Origin of the sequence: Lysobacter spongiicola DSM 21749 (assembly GCF_900167055.1) — a bacterium.
Classification (GTDB): domain Bacteria; phylum Pseudomonadota; class Gammaproteobacteria; order Xanthomonadales; family Xanthomonadaceae; genus Novilysobacter; species Novilysobacter spongiicola.
Window position 1 is genome coordinate 1 of record NZ_FUXP01000004.1, and the last position, 21,632, is coordinate 21,632.

Annotated in this window: 21 protein-coding genes; 5 read left to right on the plus strand and 16 right to left on the minus strand. The window is 66.9% G+C overall.

What is annotated here, in order from left to right; all coding sequences use genetic code 11:
- Positions 1 to 241 (minus strand): leucine zipper domain-containing protein (locus B5D37_RS06820; protein WP_143814193.1); only part of this gene is annotated, 241 nt, incomplete at its 3' end.
- Positions 242 to 416: 175 nt separating this feature from the next.
- Entirely contained in the window at positions 417 to 1,040 is a 624-nt protein-coding gene (locus B5D37_RS14665; RefSeq protein ID WP_143814194.1) for a DUF6151 family protein, read from the minus strand.
- Positions 1,041 to 1,214: 174 nt separating this feature from the next.
- On the opposite strand from B5D37_RS14665, the gene B5D37_RS06825 reads away from it, so the two are divergent.
- A complete protein-coding gene (locus B5D37_RS06825; protein ID WP_078757980.1) occupies positions 1,215 to 3,452 on the plus strand; it encodes an NADP-dependent isocitrate dehydrogenase in 2,238 nt (745 codons plus the stop codon).
- Here the strand turns inward: B5D37_RS06825 and B5D37_RS06830 are convergent.
- The 4 genes from B5D37_RS06830 to B5D37_RS06845 all read right to left on the minus strand — a co-directional run bounded on the left by B5D37_RS06830 (position 3,427) and on the right by B5D37_RS06845 (position 7,331).
- Complete coding sequence (locus B5D37_RS06830; RefSeq protein WP_078757981.1) at positions 3,427 to 4,488, minus strand: DUF4344 domain-containing metallopeptidase; 1,062 nt, start codon at positions 4,486 to 4,488, stop codon at positions 3,427 to 3,429. The genes B5D37_RS06825 and B5D37_RS06830 overlap by 26 nt on opposite strands.
- Before the next feature lie 52 nt (positions 4,489 to 4,540).
- Positions 4,541 to 6,004: a hypothetical protein gene (locus B5D37_RS06835; protein ID WP_078757982.1), complete on the minus strand. Its 1,464-nt coding sequence runs from the start codon at positions 6,002 to 6,004 to the stop codon at positions 4,541 to 4,543.
- Positions 6,001 to 6,873, minus strand: a complete 873-nt coding sequence (locus tag B5D37_RS06840; RefSeq protein WP_143814205.1) for an ABC transporter ATP-binding protein — start codon at positions 6,871 to 6,873, stop codon at positions 6,001 to 6,003. The genes B5D37_RS06835 and B5D37_RS06840 overlap by 4 nt, the downstream gene beginning before the upstream one ends.
- A gap of 68 nt (positions 6,874 to 6,941) precedes the next feature.
- Complete coding sequence (locus tag B5D37_RS06845; RefSeq protein ID WP_078757984.1) at positions 6,942 to 7,331, minus strand: GntR family transcriptional regulator; 390 nt, start codon at positions 7,329 to 7,331, stop codon at positions 6,942 to 6,944.
- Positions 7,332 to 7,432: 101 nt separating this feature from the next.
- Between B5D37_RS06845 and B5D37_RS06850 the strand changes: the two genes are divergently transcribed.
- The 3 genes from B5D37_RS06850 to B5D37_RS06860 all read left to right on the plus strand — a co-directional run bounded on the left by B5D37_RS06850 (position 7,433) and on the right by B5D37_RS06860 (position 10,123).
- Positions 7,433 to 8,320, plus strand: a complete 888-nt coding sequence (locus tag B5D37_RS06850; RefSeq protein WP_234987740.1) for a class I SAM-dependent methyltransferase — start codon at positions 7,433 to 7,435, stop codon at positions 8,318 to 8,320.
- Between the two features lie 10 nt (positions 8,321 to 8,330).
- Positions 8,331 to 8,879, plus strand: coding sequence for a pseudouridine synthase (locus B5D37_RS06855; protein ID WP_078757985.1), 549 nt, complete (start codon positions 8,331 to 8,333; stop codon positions 8,877 to 8,879).
- A 128-nt stretch (positions 8,880 to 9,007) separates the two neighbouring features.
- Positions 9,008 to 10,123, plus strand: coding sequence for a hybrid sensor histidine kinase/response regulator (locus tag B5D37_RS06860; RefSeq protein ID WP_078757986.1), 1,116 nt, complete (start codon positions 9,008 to 9,010; stop codon positions 10,121 to 10,123).
- Positions 10,124 to 10,160: 37 nt separating this feature from the next.
- Here the strand turns inward: B5D37_RS06860 and B5D37_RS06865 are convergent, their stop codons facing one another.
- Positions 10,161 to 10,514 (minus strand): hypothetical protein, encoded by a 354-nt coding sequence (locus B5D37_RS06865; RefSeq protein ID WP_143814195.1) that lies wholly within the window; start codon positions 10,512 to 10,514, stop codon positions 10,161 to 10,163.
- A gap of 89 nt (positions 10,515 to 10,603) precedes the next feature.
- The gene (hrpB, locus tag B5D37_RS06870; protein WP_078757988.1) at positions 10,604 to 13,114 is read right to left on the minus strand and encodes an ATP-dependent helicase HrpB; all 2,511 of its coding nucleotides are present in this window, start codon (positions 13,112 to 13,114) and stop codon (positions 10,604 to 10,606) included.
- A gap of 155 nt (positions 13,115 to 13,269) precedes the next feature.
- On the opposite strand from hrpB, the gene B5D37_RS06875 reads away from it, so the two are divergent.
- The gene (locus tag B5D37_RS06875; RefSeq protein ID WP_078757989.1) at positions 13,270 to 14,061 is read left to right on the plus strand and encodes a TatD family hydrolase; all 792 of its coding nucleotides are present in this window, start codon (positions 13,270 to 13,272) and stop codon (positions 14,059 to 14,061) included.
- A 516-nt stretch (positions 14,062 to 14,577) separates the two neighbouring features.
- Here B5D37_RS06875 and B5D37_RS06885 read toward each other — a convergent pair.
- The 8 genes from B5D37_RS06885 to B5D37_RS06920 form a co-directional block, all read right to left on the minus strand.
- Entirely contained in the window at positions 14,578 to 15,312 is a 735-nt protein-coding gene (locus B5D37_RS06885) for a hypothetical protein (RefSeq protein WP_078757991.1), read from the minus strand.
- Between the two features lie 121 nt (positions 15,313 to 15,433).
- Positions 15,434 to 16,483 (minus strand): OmpA family protein, encoded by a 1,050-nt coding sequence (locus tag B5D37_RS06890; RefSeq protein ID WP_078757992.1) that lies wholly within the window; start codon positions 16,481 to 16,483, stop codon positions 15,434 to 15,436.
- A 25-nt stretch (positions 16,484 to 16,508) separates the two neighbouring features.
- A complete protein-coding gene (locus B5D37_RS06895) occupies positions 16,509 to 17,159 on the minus strand; it encodes a hypothetical protein (RefSeq protein WP_078757993.1) in 651 nt (216 codons plus the stop codon).
- Position 17,160: 1 nt separating this feature from the next.
- A complete protein-coding gene (locus B5D37_RS06900; protein ID WP_078757994.1) occupies positions 17,161 to 17,856 on the minus strand; it encodes a TadE/TadG family type IV pilus assembly protein in 696 nt (231 codons plus the stop codon).
- Positions 17,835 to 18,146: a DUF192 domain-containing protein gene (locus tag B5D37_RS06905; RefSeq protein ID WP_143814206.1), complete on the minus strand. Its 312-nt coding sequence runs from the start codon at positions 18,144 to 18,146 to the stop codon at positions 17,835 to 17,837. Before B5D37_RS06905 ends, B5D37_RS06900 begins: the two co-directional genes overlap by 22 nt.
- 44 nt (positions 18,147 to 18,190) lie before the next feature.
- Complete coding sequence (locus B5D37_RS06910) at positions 18,191 to 19,081, minus strand: type II secretion system F family protein (RefSeq protein WP_078757996.1); 891 nt, start codon at positions 19,079 to 19,081, stop codon at positions 18,191 to 18,193.
- Entirely contained in the window at positions 19,078 to 19,926 is an 849-nt protein-coding gene (locus B5D37_RS06915) for a type II secretion system F family protein (protein ID WP_078757997.1), read from the minus strand. Before B5D37_RS06915 ends, B5D37_RS06910 begins: the two co-directional genes overlap by 4 nt.
- Positions 19,923 to 21,632, minus strand: coding sequence for a TadA family conjugal transfer-associated ATPase (locus B5D37_RS06920; RefSeq protein ID WP_078757998.1), 1,710 nt, complete (start codon positions 21,630 to 21,632; stop codon positions 19,923 to 19,925). Before B5D37_RS06920 ends, B5D37_RS06915 begins: the two co-directional genes overlap by 4 nt.

Here is a 21,632-nt window from a genome sequence, read left to right on the forward strand (position 1 = left end):
CCAGCACCTGATCCACGATCCGTGGCGCTGTCGCGTGGGGACAGTGCCGCGGTCTCGAGGATCGATCGGTTAACCCGCCCGAACCTTCTTCCTTGAACCGTTTCAGCCACTTGTACGCTGTTCGAACGCTCACGCCGGCGGCGTGTGCGGCTTCTTCCACGCGCAGGCCCTGAATCAAGATGCGGTCCACGAGCAGGGCTCGACCGCGAGGGCTAAGGCGGGCATGTTTATGCAGGTTCATCCGGGGCTCCTGGAGGGGTGGCTGATTCGCACCTCCAGTCTTCCGGGACCACCCCGGATGAACAACCTACTGAGAGATCACACCTAGCCCCTGTATCCCCTTGTAGGAGCGGCTTCAGCCGCGATCGTGAGCTCGGCGCGGGCATCCCTTTGCCGGATCGCGACTTACGTCGCTCCTACAGTTGCAGGCCCCGGTCCGGACGGCGCAACCGCTTCACCTCGTCCGCCCCCAGCACCACCGGCTCGACCACGGGCGCGCCCACCGCAGTGAAGAACGGTGACCGGCGATGTCCGCGGCGCAACCATTCGCCCGCGGTGATCGCCAGGATCCGCACAAGCGAAGCCGCCAGCCCGTGGCCGGCGGGCTTGGTGTCCCCGGTCGCCGCCTCGGTATTCACCCGCGCCGCCACCGTTCCGAATGACGGCTGCAACGGCTGGCCCGCGAGGCAACTGTGCACCAACCCCACGAAACCGAGGCGCGGGTTCGCGGTGGTGTTGCCGACCGGTGTGCGGCAGCAGCCCGCGAACCAGCGCAGCATGCCGCCTTCGCCCAGCTTCACCACCGCCAGATGTTCGGCGCCCTGGTCGAAATGGACCCGCGACGCCGCCACCTGCACCACCTCCGTACCGCCCGCATCGTCCAGTACTTCCTCCGGCCGGCCCAGGTAGCGCGCGAACGCCTGGCAACTGCGGCAGTGGCAGATCGCGCGGTTCGACATGCCCGGCAAGTCGACGTGGCCGCGCAATGCGCCGCAGCGGCATGCCAGCGGGTGCCGGCCCATCTTCCCGTTGTTTTCCATGTGGCGCCCCCGGTGCCGATGACCTCCCGATCCTACTTGCAGCCGGCCTCCTCCGCCCGCTCGTCACCAAACAACCATTCGCCACACCGTCATGACCCGCGATGACTGCCCGCCCTTTGCCCGCATCGGCCACAGGCGCGACAATCGAGGCTTCCCGTTCGCGAGCGATCCCCCATGTCCGACACCCCCCAGTCCAAGAACCCGGTGATCATCTACACGCTCACCGACGAAGCGCCGCTGCTGGCGACGCAGTCGCTGCTGCCGATCGTCTCGGCGTTCACCGCGCCTGCCGGCATCAAGGTGGAGACGCGCGACATCTCGCTGGCGGCCCGGATCCTGGCGCAGTTCCCGGACGAGCTCGGCGAACGCCGCGTGAGCGACGACCTGGCCGAGCTGGGCGAGCTGGCCAAGTCGCCCGATGCCAACATCATCAAGCTGCCCAACATCAGCGCCTCGGTCCCGCAGCTGCGCGCGGCCATCCGCGAGCTGCAGTCCCAGGGCTATCCGCTGCCGGACTACCCCGAGGAGCCGGCCACCGATGCCGAGCGCGACATCAAGGCGCGCTATGACCGGGTCAAGGGCAGCGCTGTCAATCCGGTACTGCGCGAAGGCAATTCCGACCGCCGCGCACCGCTGTCTGTGAAGAACTACGCGCGCAAGCATCCGCACCGCATGGGGGCCTGGTCGAAGGACAGCCACAGCCACGTGGCGCACATGGACGGCGGCGACTTCTACGGCAGCGAGCAATCCACCACGGTCGACAAGGCCACCGACGTGCACGTCGAGCTGGTCGGTACCGACGGCGTCACCACGGTCCTGAAGGAGCGCGTGTCGCTGCTGGACGGCGAGGTGATCGATGCGGCGGTGATGGACACGCGCCGGCTCGGCCAGTTCTTCGATGCGCAGATCGACGACGCCAAGGCGAAGGGTGTGCTGTTCTCGCTGCACCTGAAGGCGACGATGATGAAGGTCTCCGATCCGATCATCTTCGGCGTGGCGGTCAACCGCTTCTACGCACCGGTGCTGGCGAAGCATGACCGCGAGCTGATGGACGCCGGCTTCGACGCCAGCAACGGCATCGGCGACCTGTACTCACGCCTGTCCTCGCTGCCGGCGGACCTGCAGGCCTCGATCAAGTCCGACATCAATGCGCTGTACGGTGAGCGCCCGGCGCTGGCGATGGTCAACTCCGACAAGGGCATCACCAACCTGCACGTGCCGTCGGACGTGATCGTGGACGCCTCGATGCCGGCGATGATCCGTGACAGCGGCCGCATGTGGAACCCGGCCGGTGAACTGCAGGACACCAAGGCGGTCATCCCCGATCGCAGCTATGCCGGCATCTACCAGGCGGTGATCGAGGACTGCAAGGCCAATGGCGCGTTCGATCCCGCCACCATGGGCAGCGTGCCCAACGTCGGCCTGATGGCGCAGAAGGCCGAGGAATACGGCAGCCACGACAAGACCTTCCGCATCCCGCGCGACGGCACCGTGCGGGTGGTGGACGAGGCCGGCAAGGTGCTGCTGCAGCACGCGGCGCAGGCCGGCGACATCTGGCGCATGTGCCAGACCAGGGATGCGCCGGTGCGCGACTGGGTGAAGCTGGCCGTGTCCCGCGCCCGCCTCAGCAACACCCCGGCGGTGTTCTGGCTGGATCCGCAGCGCGCGCACGATGCGCAGCTGATCGAAAAGGTCGAGGCCTACCTGAAGGACCACGACACCGAAGGCCTGGACATCCGCGTCATGTCACCGACCGAAGCGATGGCGTTCTCGCTGGAGCGCATTCGCCGCGGCGAGGACACCATCTCGGTCACCGGAAACGTGCTGCGTGACTACCTCACCGACCTGTTCCCGATCATGGAGCTGGGCACCAGCGCGAAGATGCTGTCGGTGGTGCCGTTGATGGCGGGCGGCGGCCTGTTCGAGACCGGCGCCGGCGGCAGCGCACCCAAACACGTCCAGCAGTTCGTCGAGGAGAACCACCTGCGCTGGGATTCGCTCGGGGAATTCCTGGCACTCGCGGCCTCGCTCGACCACCTGGCAGAGTCGACCGGCAATGCCCGGGCGAAGGTGCTGGCCGATGCACTCGACAGTGCCAACGGAGCGTTCCTGGACAGCAACCGCTCGCCCTCGCGCAAGGTCGGCGAACTCGACAACCGCGGCAGCCACTTCTATCTCGCGATGTACTGGGCGCAGGCGCTGGCCGAACAGGACCAGGATGCCGAGCTGAAGGCCAAGTTCGCACCGCTGGCGAAGGCGCTGGCGGAGAACGAACAGAAGATCGTTGCCGAACTCAACGGGGCACAGGGCGGCGCGGTCGACATCGCCGGCTACTACTACCCGGACCTGGACAGGCTTGGCGCCGCGATGCGGCCGAGCCAGACCTTCAACGCTGCGCTGGCATCGCTGTAGGCGCCGGCTCTCCGCGCTGTCGCATCCACTCCGCCGCCTCCGCCTCGGTCATTGCGTACCGGGGCGCGAGGTGCGGGCGCAGCAGGCGCATCCAGGCCTCGCTGGCTCGCCCGGCTTCGGCCGGGCAGTAGCGGGCGCGGGATTCGGGAAGGTCGCCCCGCGCCACGATCCCGGCGAAGCGTTCCGGATCCGATCCGTACAGCAGGCACTGCAGGTTGAAGTACCGCTGCAGGCCCAGCGAGTGGGTATCGGCGTAGGCGTCCAGCGAGAAGCCTGTATCCGCCCGCGCCAGGAACCAGTGCCCGGCCAGCCTCAGGTTGGCGGCTACCTGCTCCGGCGACTCGTGCTCACCACCGATGCGCTGCATCACCGAAGTGGCGAACTGGTCGACTGCGTCCTCCTGACGACCGGTAACCGGCAGGTCCAGCAGCTCGATCAATGCGTGACCGGTCTCGTGCGAGGCGATGAAGCGCAGATTCGCCCACACGTATTGCTGTGCGATGTCGGATGGCGATGCGTCCGCCGCTGCGTCGGGACCCACGACGCTTGAGACGTCACCGCTCGTGGCCAGCTCGGCGCCCTGTTCGTAGAGCACCTGCATCATCTCGTAGCACAGCACCACCTCGCGCTTGTCGGGCAGGTAGTACGCGTCGGGTTCGCCGCACTCCATCGCGACGTAGGTGATGGTCTCCGGCAACATCAACAGGCCGTCCAGCCATTGCACTTCCGGCAGCTTGCGCAGCAGGTCGCGGTCGCGCACCTGTGTGGCGACCTCCGCCAGCGCAGGCGACGGCGGAGCCAGGTAGCGGTAGACGAAGTTGGGCGCAGAGGGTTCCCCCCCCGCAGGCTCCACACCCGGAGCGACGGCCGGGGGTTCCGGCATCGCCGCTACCGGCGGCGCGCCGTGGTCACTCCAGGTCGCCTGCGCCACCGCGCCGCCAATCGCGCCGATCACGAAGGCGAGCGCCACCCGGGCAATCCCGGCGCCACGCGATGGTCCGCGCGCCATGCCACCCCAAGTGCGTCGTGTCCCCATGGGGCAATGGTACGACCTGCCGGCCACGGCGTCGCGCGGCGGCCGCTGGCGCCTAGCGCTGGATAAAGGGATGCGGGCGGCTGCGGAAGCGACGCACGCTGGAGAGCAGCAACCCGCCCCCCACTGCGTAGACCACCACCCACAGCAGTGCCAGCACCAGCACGACAACCCCGCCGCCCTCCGCACGCAGGGCGTAGGCAATCGTCACCAGTGCGAGCAGCAGCACCGGCCCCGCCAGCAAGAGCATGCGCACGCCATCGAGCCGCTGGCCCGCGATCGGGCGGATGCAGCCAACCGCCGTCAGCAGCACCAGCCCGAGTCCCGACATCATCATCAACGCCAGCAGCTGCGGTCCGGTCCCCATGAGCAGACCGATGGCCAGCAGCATCGCCAGGATGATGGCGCAAGCCCAGGACGGCGACCACAGAACAGCGCGCAAGAGCTGCGCACGCTGCGCCGCGGGGTCACCGAAACCCGGCAGCAGGGCGAATTCGTCGGTCTCACCCGCAGACTTGCGGTACATGCTTTCGAGCCGTTGGCCGTACATCACCACCAGGACCCCGCCACCACCGATCACGCCACCGACCAGCACGCCCGGATCACCACCTTCGCCCAGGCCCTGCAACAACAGGTAGAGCAGCGCGATCGCCCCGACGCCCAGTTGCACCAGAATCTGCGTGGCCGAAAGCGGCGCGAAGGGCGTGCCCAGCAGAGCGCGCATCGCCCGCACCGGCCGGGCCGGACCGGCGCCGGATGTCTGCCCCGCGGGCCACATCCAGTCCGGCAGCTGCTGGCTCTCGGCGCCACCGCTGAACCACCCGGCGCCCGCCAGCGCCCGGGGGCTGGAGGCCACCGCCGGCTGCCACCACACCGACGTGTCCGGGCGGTCGGCCTGAAGCGTCACGGAATGCCAGCGCCAGACGGCCAGTGCCAGCATCGGCGGTACCAGCCAGAAGACATCGGTGGCGTCAGGGCGCCACGCCGTCCAAAAATTGAGCGGCGGGCCCCAGCGCGTCCACAGCGCTCCGATCACCCCGATCAACAGAGGCGCGAAGCACAAGGCGAAGTAGATGATGCGCGGAAGCAGCGCCACGATCAGCCCGGCACAGGCGCCCACCGCCAGCACCGCCGTGGCCAGCATCGGATCCATGCCCACCGCGGCGAAGAGCATGCTCGGCAGCACGACCGACCCCAGCGTCACCACGGCAAGGGTGCCGCCGATGGCGCGGCCGACGCCCGGCATCCTGGCCTGCCGCGCTTCCGAGTGCAGCAGCACCAGCCGCGACACCCACACGCCCCACAACACCATCACCGCGATACCCGTCAGGACCAGCGCGACAGGCGCCCGCTGGGGTGGTTCGAGGGTTGCGAGCACGAGTCCGGCGGCGACCACGAATGCCCCGCTCAGCAGCACGGCCAGCGCCCGTTGCAGGAGGCTCGCGCCGTGGCGCAGCAGCAGCGCGCTGTGCCGGAGCTGCCCGCCGATACCGGGATTCCATGTGGGGGCGACGTTCATTCGGCCACCTCCACGAACAGGTCCTCCAGCGACAGCACGTCAGCGCGGACCTCCGGTGCACTGGCCAGTGCCGGCCAGGCCGCATCCGCCTCGCGCAGGATCACCACCGAAAGCGCTCCGTCGGCCAATGCCCGGCGCGAGATCTCCCCCGGAACCCGCCCCACCAGTTGTGCAGCCGCGGAAGCCGGGATGCGCAGGCGGAGGTGGCACTCCTTCAAGGTGTCCAGTTCGACCTGCAGCAACGTGCGGCCCTCGTGCATGAAGGCGACGTGCGACGCCACGCGCTCCACATCCGAAACGATGTGGGTGGAGAACAGCACGCTGGTGCCCGACTCGCCGGCACGCTGGGCGATCTCCCGCAGCAGTTCGCGACGGGCCACCGGGTCCAGCGCCGCGGCCGGCTCGTCCAGCACCAGCAGGGAAGGCCGGCATGCGAGCGCCCGGATCAGCGCGACCCGTTGCCGCTCGCCCGGCGACATCCGCGCCAGCACCTTGTTGCGCGGCAGCGACCAGCGCTCCAGGGTCGCATCGACGAAAGCGGCATCCCACCGGGGATAGAAGCGGCCGACGAAATCCAGCATGTCGCCCACCTTCAACCAGCCCAGTGCTTCGGGTTGCTGCGGCACGTAGGCAAGCCGCGCCTTGGCCTCGTCGTCGAGTTGCAGCGACGGGCGTCCCCAGATGCTGGCCTCGCCGGCGTCGGGCTGCACCAGCCCCAGCAGGCAGCGGATCAGCGTCGACTTGCCGGCGCCGTTGCGGCCGATCAGCCCGAGCACCGCACCGGGCTCCAGCTGCAGCGAAGCGCCATCGAGCACGCGCTGGCCGTCGTAGTGTTTATCGAGCCCGTGCACGCGGATCGGCCACTCCATTCCGGTGGGGTGCGCGGCAGTTGCGACCGTGGTCGCGGGCAGGGGGGTGGTGACGAGTCGAGCGGTATTCATGCGTGTTCCTCCATCCGTGACCGGAGCCGGGCGAGCACTTCGTCCGGCGGCAGTTCGAGTTCCTGGGCCTGGCGCGCGACCGCATCGAGCGCCGGTTCGATGAGTTGCCAACGGCGGCCCGTGGCAGGTCCCGCCGCGGCGCCGGGGGCGACCGCCATGCCCTTGCCACGCTGGCGTTCAAGCACGCCTTCGGCCTCCAGTTGGCTGTAGGCCTTGGAGACCGTCATGGGGTTGATGGCATGGGCCGCGGCGACATCCCGCACCGAAGGCAGGGTGTCACCCGGGGCGAGCTGTCCGCCGGCCACCAGCCGCCGGACCTGCTCGGTGATCTGCCGATAGATCGGTTGCGCCGCGGCGGGTTCGATATGCAACAGGCTTGCGTCCATGTGTATTACTACAACCATACACATGGCGTTTGTCAAGCCTGGATCGCCCGGCCCGGTGAGTGGGGTAGGCTGGCGACTTTCCCCTGCAAGGAGCCACGCGCATGAAACGTCTGCTGCTCGCGACACTGCTTCCCGCCCTGATGGTCGGCTGCGCCGATCCGGCCGCGGATGCCGACCCGGCCGCCGCCGCGCCCACCGCCGGTGAGCAGGCTGCCGACCCCGTGGCCGATGCCGAAGCGGGTGATCCGCTGCTCGCGGCAGTGGCGGGCGAATGGCGTGACCCCTCCAACGTCGCCCGCGACGAATTCCGGCACCCGGTCGAGACCCTGCAGTTCTTCGGGCTGCAGCCGGACCAGACGGTGGTCGAGATCACCCCCGGTGGTGGCTGGTACGCGGAGATCCTGGCGCCCTACCTGCGCGAGCACGGCCAGTACGTGGCGGCCGTGGTCGATCCGGGAGCGCTGGAGGAAGGTGGCGGGCGCGACTACCAGCAGCGTGCGAAGGACTCGCTCGAGCGCATGCTCGCCGCGGAGCCCGAGCAGTTCGACCGCGCCAACGTGGTCGCCTACGACCCGGCCAATCCGGTGTTCGGCACGCCCGGCTCGGCCGACCTGGTGTTGACCTTCCGGAACGTGCACAACTGGCGCTCAGCCGGCAACGCCGAGGCGATGTTCCGCGGCTTCTACGATGTCCTGAAACCCGGTGGCACCCTGGGCGTGGTGGAACATCGCGCTGCCGGGGAAGTGGCCGATGACGACGAGAGCGGTTATGTCGGGGAATCGCAGGTGGTCGCGCTGGCCGAAGCGGCGGGCTTCGAGCCCGACGGCAGCAGCGAGGTCAATGCCAACCCGCGCGACACCCGCGACCATCCCAATGGCGTGTGGACGCTGCCACCGAGCAACAACCATCGTGATGTCGACGACGGCAGCGTGTTCGAGCAGATCGGCGAAAGCGACCGCATGACGCTCCGGTTCCGCAAGCCGGGCTGAGCGACGCACGGTGCTGGTCGCATTCAACAAGCCCTATGGCGTGCTGTGCCAGTTCACCGACCGTAGCCAACCGCCCCGCCCGACCCTGGCGGGGTTCGGCCTGCCGCCCGGCATCTATCCCGCCGGGCGGCTGGACCATGACAGCGAGGGCCTGTTGCTGCTGACCGACGATGGCCCGCTCGCCCACAGGCTCACCGACCCGCGGCACAAGCAACCCAAGGTCTACCAGGTGCAGGTGGAAGGCGTGCCCTCCGCCGCGTCGATCGCAGCACTCCAGGCCGGGGTGGAACTGAAGGACGGCATGACGCGTCCGGCCCGGGTCCGGATCATCGAGCCACCGTCGATCTGGCCCCGCGATCCGCCGGTGCGATTCCGCAAGAGCGTGCCCGACACCTGGTTGGAACTCGTGATCCGGGAAGGGCGCAATCGCCAGGTCCGGCGGATGACCGCTGCGGTGGGCCATCCTACGTTGAGGCTGGTAAGGGTGGGCATTGGACCGCACGGTTTGGGGCCGCTGCTTCCGGGGGAATGGCGGGAGTGCAGTCCGGCGCACGAGTAGCGCGGGGGTGAATAATTCATGTTTGCGGACCGCGGTTCTCCATTGGCGGTTCACTTTCTGCTAACTTTTTCGGCTATTCAGCTTGGTTGCCGCCTGATGGAGGCCGCCCCCATTCCCAGCGGAACGCCATGAACGCATCCTCCACTTCGCTAGGCAGGATCCTGGTCGTCGACGACCAGGCGGCAAACCTGCGGGTGGTGAGCGCATTGTTGTCGCGCCAGGGATATGAGGTCATCACCGCCGGCGGCGGCGAGGAAGCGATCACCCGGTATTGCGAGTCCGTCCCGGACCTGATCCTGCTCGACATGATGATGCCGGGTATGGATGGGTTCGAAGTGCTGGCTGCGTTGCGCGAACAGGAACCGCCATTGCAGGTGCCGGTGGTGTTCGTCACGGCGGCGCACGATCGCGACCTGTTGCTGCGGGCATTCGACGCGGGGGTGGTGGACTACGTCACCAAGCCCTTCCTGCCGGAGGAGCTGCTGGCGCGGGTCAATGCGCACGTCGGCCTGAAGCTGACGCGCGACCGGCTCGAGCGGGTCGCACGCGAGCGCGAGGAACTGGTGAACCTGGTCGCCCACGACCTCAAGAACCCGCTTTCCAGTGTCCTGTTCGCCAGCGACATCCTGCTCCAGGACGGGTGCAAGCCCGACCGGGTACCGCGTTACCTGCAGATGATCCATGAAAGCGCGGACGATGCGCTGGGATACATCCGCCACTACCTGGAGAGCCAGGCCGGCGCGCGCGCCGATCGCGACAGCGAGGCGACATGTTCGCTGGGCGAGATCCTGGAGTGGCTGGTGCGGCGCTACGAATTCCAGCTCGACGCGCGTGGCATCCGGATCCAGCAGTCGGTACCGCCGGAGCATGCACGGGTGGCCATCGACGAGCGCGTGCTGCGCCAGCTCAGCGAGAACCTGGTCACCAACGCAATGAAGTACGCGCCCAACGGCGAACTGCTGCTCGCCGGCCGTGCCGGCGCCCCGGGCTACTGGCAGCTCGTGGTGGCCGATCGTGGCCCCGGCATCTCACCGCGCCAGCAGCGGGACCTGTTCAAGCCGTTTACCCGGCTGGAACAGGCCGACGACGGCATCTCCAGCGGGCTGGGCCTGTCGCTGGCCAAGCAGATCGTGGCCAATGCGGGCGGCCAGTTGTGGTACGAGGACCGCCCCGGCGGTGGGGCGGTCTTCGTGATCGAACTGCCCGCTGCGGCGGCCCCGGCGGACGTCGCCGCCCAGGCTTGATGTTCCTGCCGGGCGTCGGCCGGGATGCGTTCCGGGATCAGTTGGCGCCCGGGGTGTAGCTGGTTTCGGCCTGGCCGGCGGCACTGCCACTGGTCGGCTGCCGGGCGTCCACTCGGCGGGACTGGCCCTGGATCTCGTTCTTTTCAGCCTGGCGCGCCTTGCGGTGGGCCGCGTACCAGAGGATCCCGGCGCCGGCGACGGTCGCCGCGAGGATGGCGGGATTGCGCCGTGCGAACTTGCCCGCGACCCGCGCGCCGGTCTTCAGCGCGCCCAGGGTCATGCCGGTCTGGAGCAGGGTGCCAGCGCGCGAAGGCATGTGCTGGCGGAGGCTGCCCACCGCATTGCTGGCCAGGTCCATTGCACGGTGGGGTATCGTCTCGAGTCTGGTCATCGGTCTTGCCTGCGGCGGTTGAAGTGAGCGCCAGTGTGGCCAAGCCTCCGTTGAAGCAACGTGAGCCCGTCCACGGCGGGATCGGCTGCTCAGGTACCGCGTGGCTTGGCGCGGTGGGTGGCGCGCGCCGTCCAGGGGTCGTCGGGCCAGGGGTGCCGCGGGTAGCGCCCCTTCATCTCCTTCCTGACCTCGGGGTAGGTGCGCTCCCAGAACCCGCGCAGGTCTGTGGTGACCTGCAGCGGGCGCCCGCCCGGAGACAGCAGGTGCAGGGTCAGCGGGATCCGTCCCTCGACGATGCGTGGCGTGTCCGCCAGTCCGAACAGTTCCTGCAGCTTGACCGCGAGCACCGGCGCCACCGGGCTGCCCGCAGCCTCATCGAAGCCATACTCGACCGGCCGCTCCAGTCCCGAAGGCACCACCGTTCGCACCGGTGCCAGCACGTCGATCCGCTGCCTCGTCGCCCACGGAACCCGGGACTTCAACGCCTCGGCCAGCTCGGCCTCACTGATCGCGTCCAGGCGGCTCTTTCCCGACAAGGCCGGCTTCAACCATTCGTCCAGACCCGCCAGCAGCGCCGGACCCGACATCTCGGGCAGTTCGAGCTCCGGGCACCACTGACGCAGGCATTGCACGCGCGCCCGCCACTGCCGCAGGGATGGGCCCCAGGGCAACGCGTCCAGGCCGAGCTGCCGTACCGCATCCACCAGGGCCTCCGGATAGCGTGACCTGTCGCTGGCGGCGACGGCGCGGCTGTCGATCACGATGCGGTCGAACCGGCGCTCGCGTACCGCGCTGATCCGCCGCGCATCCATGTCCCAGACGACCCGCTCCTCCTCGACGAAACGCTCGGGCCAGTCACGTTCGAGGCGCGCCAGGTCGATCGGTGCGGCACGCAGGATCCGCGCGTCGCGCAGCTCATCGCGCAATTCGACCGCCACCAGCCACGGCTCGCCGAACATGCTGCTGTCTTCGGTGATCCGGGCGCTCCGCCCGTTGGCGAGCTGGTAGCGGTACGGGTCGGTGCGGTGCTGGAAGGCGATACGGTCCGGCCAGGCATGCGCCAGCAGGGCACCGAGCCGATGTGCGGCGGCTTCGGGCGGCGGCTGGCATTCGAGCCGCAGCCGGCGTCGCCACTGGCGCGCGGACTGGTCGACATGGGCCAGCGCCGGGCGGTTGGCATCGGCCCCGGCAGCCCGGGCGCTGCTCCGACCACGCCGGAAAGCCGCAAGGGCGTCCCACCGGGCGGCCAACGCATCCCCGCCATCGCGTAGCGGATCGCGTCCCTCCACCAGCGCTGCGAGATCGCAGGCCAGTGCCTGCTCGACAGGATCGTCCGCCGCCAGCAGCATCGCTGCCAGCCGGGGATGCGTACCGAGCGACAGCATCCGCCGTCCCAGCGGCGTCACCGCCCCGCCATCCAACGCTCCCAGACGTTGCAGCAGCTCAGTCGCAGCGGCCAGCGCCCCGGGCGGCGGCACGTCGACGAAGCGCAGGTCGGCATCGCCCCACGCCGCCAGCTCCAGCGCCAGCGCGGCCAGTTCCACCTGCGCGATCTCCGGCCGGCGCTGTGGCTCCAGTCGCTGGGATTGCGGCCAGAGGCGGTAGGCCCAGCCCGCCGCGACGCGTCCGGCCCGGCCTGCCCGCTGGTCAGCGGAAGCCTGCGCGACATGCACCACGTCGAGCCGCGAAAAGCCGCTGTTGGGGTCGAATCGGGGGTCACGCGACAAGCCTGAATCGACCACCACCCGTACGCCCGGCAGGGTGACGCTGGACTCGGCCACGTTGGTCGCCAGCACCACCCGCCGGCGGCCGGCCGGGTCGGGCTGGAGGACATATGACTGCTGCTCCACCGGCATGTCGCCATGCAGGGTCAGCACCTGCGCCGCGTCTTGTTGCATGGTCAGCACCCGCTGTACCCGCCCGATCTCCCGCTGCCCGGGCAGGAACACCAGGATGTCGCCGGGATGCGCTGCGAGTGCGTGTTCAACCGCCCGGCGGACATGGTGCTCGAGTTTTTCGTCCCGCCTCCCGGGGAAGTGCGACACCTGCACCGGGTAGCTGCGCCCCGCACTGGACAGGCGCGGCGCATCGAGGAAGTCCGACAGCCGCTGGCCATCGAGCGTGGCCGACATCAGCACGATCCGCAGGTCCTCGCGCAGCGACGCCTGCACGTCCAGCGCGAGCGCCAGGCCCAGGTCCGCCGCCAGGTGACGCTCGTGGAACTCGTCGAACAGGATTGCGCCGATGCCCTCGAGGGTCGGGTCGTCCTGGATCATGCGCGTCAGGATGCCCTCGGTGACGACCTCGATGCGGGTGCGCCCGGACACCCGGTGGTCGAAGCGGATCCGGTAACCCACGCTGTCGCCAACGTTCTCGTCGCATTGGCTGGCCATGAAGCCCGCCGCCGCGCGGGCAGCGACCCGGCGCGGTTCCAGCATGATGATGCGACGGCCTTCCAGCCACGGCGCATCCAGCAATGCCGGCGGCACCCGCGTGGTCTTGCCCGCGCCCGGCGGGGCTTCGAGCACCAGCCGCGGATGGCGGACAAGGCTGGCACGGATGTCGGGCAACAGCTCGTCGATAGGGAAGCGGGAATCCACCGGGGAAGGATACCGGCGGGGCTCTTGTAGGAGCGGCTTCAGCCGCGATCGGGGAAAGGTAAGGGCGAGCGGCTGACGATCGCGGCTGAAGCCGCTCCTACAGGAACACGCGATTGGCGAAGTGCTTCGCAGCACCGTCGCCTAGAATGCCGGCCATGGAATTGATCGACATCGGCGCCAACCTCACCCACGACTCCTTCGACCACGACCGCGACGCGGTGATGCAGCGCGCGCGCGACGCCGGCATCGTGCAGATGGTGGTCACCGGCGCCAGCCGCGAGCACTCGCCGCAGGCAATGGCGCTGGCACGGGCGCATCCTGGCGAGCTTTTCGCCACCGCCGGCGTTCACCCGCACCACGCCATCGAATACACCGCCGAGTGCGACGCCGAGATGCGCGCGCTGCACGCGCACCCGGAGGCGGTCGCCGTCGGCGAATGCGGACTGGACTACTTCCGTGATTTTTCGCCGCGACCTGCCCAGCGCCGCGCCTTCGAGCAGCAGTTGCAGATCGCGGTCGATACCGGCAAACCACTGTTCCTGCACCAGCGCGATGCGCATGAAGACTTCATGGCGGTGATGCGCAACTTCGAAGGCCGGCTCGGTCCGGCTGTCGTGCATTGCTTCACCGGCAGCCGCGAGGAACTGTTCGACTACCTCGACCAGGACTGGCATGTCGGCATCACCGGCTGGCTCTGCGACGAGCGACGCGGCCAGCACCTGCGCGAGCTGGTACCCAACATCCCCGCCAACCGGCTGATGATCGAGACCGACGCCCCCTACCTGCTGCCCCGGACAGTGAAACCGGCGCCCTCGCATCGCCGCAACGAGCCGATGTACCTGGCGCACATCGTCGAGGAACTGGCGCGCGACCGGGGCGAAGACGCCGCGGTGACCGCAGCGAACAGCACGGCGACTGCCAGGGCGTTCTTCGGCCTAGGCAGCTAGGCGCGGCATCGGGCAGGCGCTCACTGCATCCCAGCTCCCGCAGCCTGGAGCAACGCTTCAAGTTGGGCGCACGTTGCCGACCGTTCCGCCTCCGACGCAGCCTCCCAGTTCGACCGGACTTCTGCTTCTGCAGCTGCGAACGAGCTTTCAAAGCTACCCATGTCGAAGCCCTGCTCTGCGTGGCGTGCCTTCTGCCCCTGCTTGAGCCTGTCGAGCTCGGCCTGGGAGTAGTGCTTGCACAGACGGGCCGTTTGATGCGCGGCGCCCCCGAGCTTCGCCAGCTGCGTACCCATATCCTCTTGGGCAGATACCGGTCCCGCACAGAGCATTCCCACTACGACAAACGAAACGAGTGCTAAGGTTTTCCTATACACGGTGCTTCCTCCATACCTGCTGAGATACCGATATCTCTCACTTGCGGGATCCGGACGCGTCCACGCACCGTGACCCAACGAACATGCGACACGATGTTTGCTCCGCCTGGACATCGGGCTCGGAACCCGTCTGCTTCGAACGCTAGGGAGCGGTCGCGACATTGGGGATGTCGATCGGTTCGCCCCAGGCCGAGAAGTGGCTGACGGTCGATGACTCCAGGATCGGCGACTGCGAGGACGTGATCGCCTTGATGGGGAGGAAGGTGCTGTCCACCCATATCTTGAGCTGGGTGACGGTAATACCCGCCAGCTGGTAAGGCGCCGCACATCGGAATGCGAAAGCCTGGTAGTCGGAGAACTCGTCTCCCTCGACGGAGCTGAGCCCTTCGCTTACCCACTCGGGGCAGATGCCGTAGCCACCGGCGATGGCCGCCGGCTGCATGGTCGCCCGCAGCCCCCTCAAGGTGGCTGTTGCGATCCTGACCGCCGGATTCGATGAAGATTCGTCCTCCTGGAGCCAGTGCCCGTCCGGCCCCCGCGCCCAGCCGCCGCTATCGGTGACCACCATGCGCATCGTATCGTTGCCGACCACCACCGTGAGTCGCGGCCGGAACTGGTATTGCGTAGTGGTGGTTTCCATCTCCGGCCCCTCCAGCACCATGACGCCGGTGCCCGCGGCAATCATCGCGGTGGCGATGCATTCGCCGAGCGCCGTACCCGCAACGATGGCGTCGGGATCGCGGCTGACCGTGCAGGCCGGATCGGCCTCACTGGAAGGCTCGGCTCCGGCGTCGTGGATACTCGCGCTATCTGCAACCCTCCGTGGAGACGGCGTCTCGCCCGTGTCATTGCACCCTCCCAAGAGCAGGACAAGCATTGAGGTAGTTGCAACGTAACCGAAACCTGGTCGAAGGATGCGGCGGGAGCTGGCGCGGTACTGCAAAAGCATGGGTGCGTCCTTTCGTCGGGCGCTGGCAACGGTTCGCGGCCGGCGCAAATTAGATTGCCACGAGCTCAACACGTCTGTTCCTGGCTTTTCCCGCTTCAGTAGCGTTGTCGGCCACTGGTTCGTCTTGACCAAAGCCCCTTGCCTGCAACCTGTCGGCGGAAACACCGCGTGCAGTAAGCGCCGCGACAACGGATGTCGCACGTTCTTCCGATAGCTGCTGGTTTCGCGCAGCGTCCCCGGTATCGTCGGTATGCCCGTTGACGGACAGCCTGAGCTCGGGGTCGTTTCTGAGCAACTCGGCCACCTGCTCAATCTGAGGTTTTGACTCTGGCAGGATCTCGGCCTTGTCGGTTGCGAAGTTGACCTCCAAGGCCACCTTCCCAAGGCTGTCGAGCTGCTGCTTGAGTTCGCTGGCAGGCAGTAAGGCTGCCGTCGGCTTGAAAGCTTCCGACTCGACCACCATCCAGGATCCACTGGCGGTATTGCCGACGAAGTGGAGCCAAATGTTGCGGTCAGCCCGGCGGACCAGCCAGGTCAGCACCTTTTCGTTGTAGATATCGCCACGGCCGGGGGAGTAGGCCTGTTCCTCACCCCACGCCTCGACCACCTCGTTTGGTGGTTTCGACTCGGTGACTTTCACCCCGCCGGCCTCCGAGACCTGATGGTCGAGGTTGCGGATCACTTCCAGGAGGGACCACCCCTTGCCGGGTTCAGCGTGAACAAAAGACTCGAAGATCCGACCTTCGACCCATTCAAGCCGGTCGCCGGTCCAGACTGCGACCCGGTCGAACTCGCGAACGGGGATCGGCTTGTTCGGATTGCCATAGCCAGCGGGCAAGGTGAAGTAGGGGAAGTCGCCGAGTGCGACCTCGGATACCGGAACCGCACCGACCTCGAATCCTTCAGGGGCGGCGGGCCCGGCGGCGGCGGCTTCGAGCACCGGCTCGACCGGCGCGGCGCCCGGAGCGGCGCCTTCGCGGGTTGGTCCGGCCGAGCGCTCCTCGCCACCAGGTCGGTCCCCGCCGCACGCGGCCACACCGAAGGAAGTCAGGACGGCGAGCAGCGCAGTGGCCAGGTGGCGCCGGGAAAACGGGTTCATCGGATGCAACTCCTTTTGGATCTGGTCATTTGGTTCTGCCATTGCGCGCGTCGGCCTCGGCTTGGTCGAGTGTCCTCGGAAGCTCGAAGAGGTCCGGCGACATCGGTGTGTGTTCCACAGCAGTGACTTTGTATCCACGTACGTCGCCGCGGCCGGCCAGCCTCCCCTTGAATGCCAGCAGTAGGCCCGTTTGGGGATCCACCCACAAGGTGCCCGTGTCGGTGCCGTCAGGACCTCGTCCGTCCGCGTCGCGGTAGCGCCATTTCCGGACCAGGCGATTGGCGACCACATCGACCGATTCCGGCTCGCAACGCGCTGCCATGTCGGCACAGGGCGCCTCTGGATCCAGTCTGAAGGTTGTCCATCCGGGAGCAGGCACCGGCAATGCGACATCGCCACTGCGGCTGACCATCCATGCCTGCCGTGCGTCCGCTGTGGTGTCTGCCAGCAGATATCCGTCCTCACCGCTCCTCGATTCGAAATCGATGCGCAGGTGGGAGCCGGACAGGCGGATGGTCAGCGGCAGGATCTCAGTTTCGCGTACGGGGCCAATCCCCCGGGCCTCGGCGTGGAGTGTGACGTCGCGATGTGGGACATCGTCACTCGCAACGGCAGCGACACCGGACGTGGCAATCCAGATGGACAGGCTGTACGCGACAAGAGCCGTACTCCGCATGTCAGCGCAACCCTGACGGTTTATCAAGGGGCGATTGCATTCGCACGATTGCGTAGGACTCGAGCCTCATGCGGCTGTAGTGACCGAGGGAGCAACGGAGATCCTGCCGCCAGGTGTCCCCCTCCGTGATCAATCGCGAGAAGCCGCCAATGACGCGGTCGACGAATGGCACGATCATCGGGTAGCAGTAGCGCACCCGGATCTTAAGGACGTTGGCATCTTGAACGCTCACGCCGCTGCTTCCCACCCGGTTATCGCGAAAGGCGAGATTATCGTTCGGCAAAGCTCGCCGACCATCCCATTGGCGCTCGGCGAACTCGTTCCAGGCTTGCCGGGTCGGGCTGACAATATCGATATCGCTGTACAACGCCACGTCCGCACCAGCTTTAGCCATCCCTTCAATGGCACCGCCTACTCCCGGCGAATCCGCATACAGCGGTGCCAGTCCCCGAATCAGCCCTTCACGAATTTCGCCGATGTCCGCCCCGTTCACCGCTCCACTCCGGGCAGCCTCAAGGGTGGCGTAGTCGAGCGTGGCCTTTGCCCGGTAGATGAGCATGAACTGGAATGCGGCCAACACCAGAAATAGAAAGGCAGGTACGACGATGATGAACTCCACCAGCGACTGACCTCGCTGCGATCGACCAGCCGGACCCGCAGCTCCCGAAGGATTGATCACGTTTCGATCGGTTGCCATTGCAGCACCTCTCCTCTTACCGGGGCGATCCGCGACAGACCGCCGGCGCGAAGTTCGACAGTGGCGTACGCCCCACGCTGGCCACATGTTCGCCAAGGCGACAGATCTTCTCGCCACCCGAGCACCTCGCCGTCACGGCCAAGGAACAACACGTCCAGCGGGTACGCCATCCAGAAGGTATGCACCGAGTTGCACGGAGACAGCCACAGGCCTTCGGCGGCGTCACCGGCCAAGGGGCGGCGACCCAGCAGTCCGCGCAGTCGCTGCCACCAGCGATCAGCGCGCCACATCCGCGGCACGACACACTGTCCTCCACGGCTGAGGCGGCCGGCTCTCAAAGGATCCCCTGTTGCTTCATCTGCAGGTAGATGAAGTACGCCAGCACCAGGAAGATCAGCGGGAAGAAAAACATCACCAGCGGCAGCATCATCTTGACCGGCGCTTCCAGCGCCAGCTTCTCGGCACGCAGAAAGCGCTCCTCCCGTCGCTGGCCAGCCTGCGCGCGCAAGGCATCGCTCAGGCTCGCACCTACGCGGTCGGCCTGGATCAGGGAACTGGTGAAGTTCGAGATCTGGGAGATATCCATGCGGTCCGCCATGCGCCGCAGCGCCTCCGCGCGCGGCAGTCCGGCACGCAGGTCCCGCAGCATTCGCGCGAACTCCTGCCCGAGCGGCCCTGCCGGCCCCTTCTGGACGGCCTGCTCGATTGCACCTGTGATATTCAGTCCAGCCTCCACCGCCATGGTGATGAAGTCCAGATAGGTCGGCAGGTCCCTGATGACGTGCTTGCGACGCAAGTTGCGCTTCTCGCTGAGCCACAAGGTGGGATACATCCACCCGAGCGGTGCACCGAAGACCAGGCACATCAGAAGGGTCGGAAGACTCGCGCGACCCAGCATCATGACCAGCAACGCAAAGAACAGCGAAACGATGACGGCCGCGACCAGCCGCAGCCCATAAAGGCTCTCCGGTGTCAGCACGTAGTCCTGGCCGGCCGACTGCAGGGCTCGATGGGTTTTTTCCAGTTGCGCGGATTTCAACCGCGGCGCGATCGCCAGCGTGGTCGCGGTTACCAGCGGCCAGATCAGCTGTAGACCCTTGGGCAGCGGATCCTGGAAATAGCGGTCTTCCGCCGGTACCTGTTGCAGGAGGCCACGTGTGGCCACCATCGCCAAGCCCACTGCGGCGGCGGCGGAGAACGCAACGAGGATAAGCAACATGTTCATATGTCAATCGTCATGATCTTGCGGCACATGCGGTAGCCCAGATATTCCATCACCGCGCAGATCCCGATTACCGACCAGCCGATTGGGGTGTGGAACATCGGGCGCATGGTCTCGGGATAGGCAAAGGCAAGGAAGGCCACCATGGCGACCGGGAGCATCGCCATGACGATCCCCTGCAGCCGTCCCTGCGATGTCAGCGCCTTGACCTTGCCTTCCATGATCAGCCTGCGCCGCAGCGTCTCGGCAAGGATCGTGAGGCTTTCGGCGAGGTTGCCGCCAACCTCTCTGGAAATCTGTACCGCAGAGACGAAAAGTTTGACGTCCTGCACCGGCACGCGTTCGGCAAAGTGGTCGAGTGCCTCTTCGGTCTTCACTCCCATGCGCTGCTCCCGCAGCACCAGCGCGAGCTCCTGCGCCAACGGGGGCATGCCATCGGCGACCATCGCCTCCATCGCCGGTCCGAAGCCGACACCGGCCTTCATGCTGCCGGCAAGCATGAGCAGGCCATCCGGCAGTTGCTCCTGGATCCTGTCTATCCGCCGCTGACGCATCCATACGTAGATCTTGCGCGGCAGAATGGCCAGCAGGAGCAGGGTTGCCACCGGTAGCAGCAGGTTACCGGTGCCGATCCACAGGATCAGGGGCACCAGGACGAGCACGGCCATGTTGATCGCGAACAGGCTGCCGGTGTCCATGAACATGAACATGTCCGCCAGGTTTATTCGTGCCTGATTGACGAAGCTCTCCTGATAGCGATGCATGAAGCGTTCGCCGGCCTGTACAGCGACGACGCCGGCGGCAGCAACCCCCAGGAAGACCAGCACCCCGATCAGCCACACGTTCATGCGGCAGTCCCGGGCTTTCGGAAGATCTCAAGATCGACCGGCACGCCCCGGTCCGCGAGCTCTTCGTAGAACTCGGGCACGGCACCGGTGGCAACGAAATCACCTTCAACCTTGCCGCCCGCACCGGCATGGTTGCGCGCTCGAAATAGAAACACATCCTGCATCTGGATGGTTCCACTCTCCAGACCGGTAATTTCGGTAATGTGGCTGACCTTGCGCGAGCCACAGGGGTAGCGACGCTGGTGCACGATCAGATCCACGGCAGATGAGATCTGCTCGCGTACCACCGTCATTGGCAGGTCCATGGACGACATCAGCACCATGACCTCCAGCCGGGAGAGCGCCTCACGCGGGTTATTGGCATGGGCGGTGGTGAGTGAGCCTTCGTGGCCAGTGTTCATCGCCTGCAGCATGTCCAGCGCTTCGCCACCGCGGCACTCGCCTACGACAACCCGGTCCGGTCTCATGCGAAGTGCGTTCTTGACCAGATCCCGAATGGTGATCTGGCCCTTGCCCTCAAGGTTGGGCGGCCGCGCCTCCAGGGCAACGAGGTTGGGCTGCACCAGCTTCAATTCGGCGGCGTCCTCGATGGTGACGATGCGTTCGTGCTCCGGGATGAAGTTCGACAGGATGTTGAGCAACGTGGTCTTGCCTGATCCGGTTCCTCCGGTAACCACGATGTTGCGCCGCTCGCGCACCGCGATGGTGAGGAACTCGAGCATTTCCCTGTTCAACGATCCGTAGGTGAGCAGGTCTTCGCCGGTAAGCTTGCGTTTGGCGAACTTTCGGATGCTGATGCTGGCGCCCCGCAAAGCCACCGGCGGAATGATCGCGTTGACACGCGAACCGTCTTTCAGCCGCGCGTCCACCATCGGAGAGCTTTCGTCGATCCTGCGGCCCAGCGGAGTCACGATGCGCTCGATCGCCGACAGCACCGCCCGCTCACTCGTAAAACACACCTCCGACTTTTCGATGCGGCCGTTGCGCTCGATGTATATCTGGTCGAACGCGTTGACCATGATCTCCGTGACCGTGTTGTCCTCGATCAGGTCCTCCAGCGGGCCCAGGCCAATTGCTTCGTCCAGCACCTGTTTTGCCAACCGACGCGGATTGATGGTCTTGGGCAGATCCGCGAACTCCCGGGCCATGATCTCGTCGATGAGCTTCATTGTGGCTTCGCGGAGTGCGTCGTCACTCAGGCTGCGCACGTCCAGGCGACGCAGGTCCATCTGCTTGACCAGGGCACCGTGCACGCGTGCGCGCCAGACGCTCATCTCGGGAGGCAGGTCGGCAGCGCGTGCGATTTCGCGGGAGTCCGATACCACCACGTGCTCCTGCGCGGGTGCGACCGCAGCAGGCATCGGAGCCACCGGTTCGTTCGCCGCCACGGCCGGCGCGCTTCGTCGCTGGTCTTCGTTCAGGACGCGGATCCTGTATTCGCCGATTTCGACCAGGTCGTTCCCAGTCAGAGGACCGTGGGTGGTCTTCACCTTCTGTCCGTTAACCAGCACTGAGGCGCGGCCGCCACCAAGCGACTCGATGAATATGCCGTCTTCCATCCGCTTGAGTGCCGCGTGGCGGCTGCCGATGTTCCAGCCTTGCAGGACGACAAGGTTGCCGTCACTCCGACCGATTCCACACTCCCGATGGAGGCAGCGCACCTCGCGGGGGTCCCGGTTACCGGTTTCGATCAGAACATTGAACAT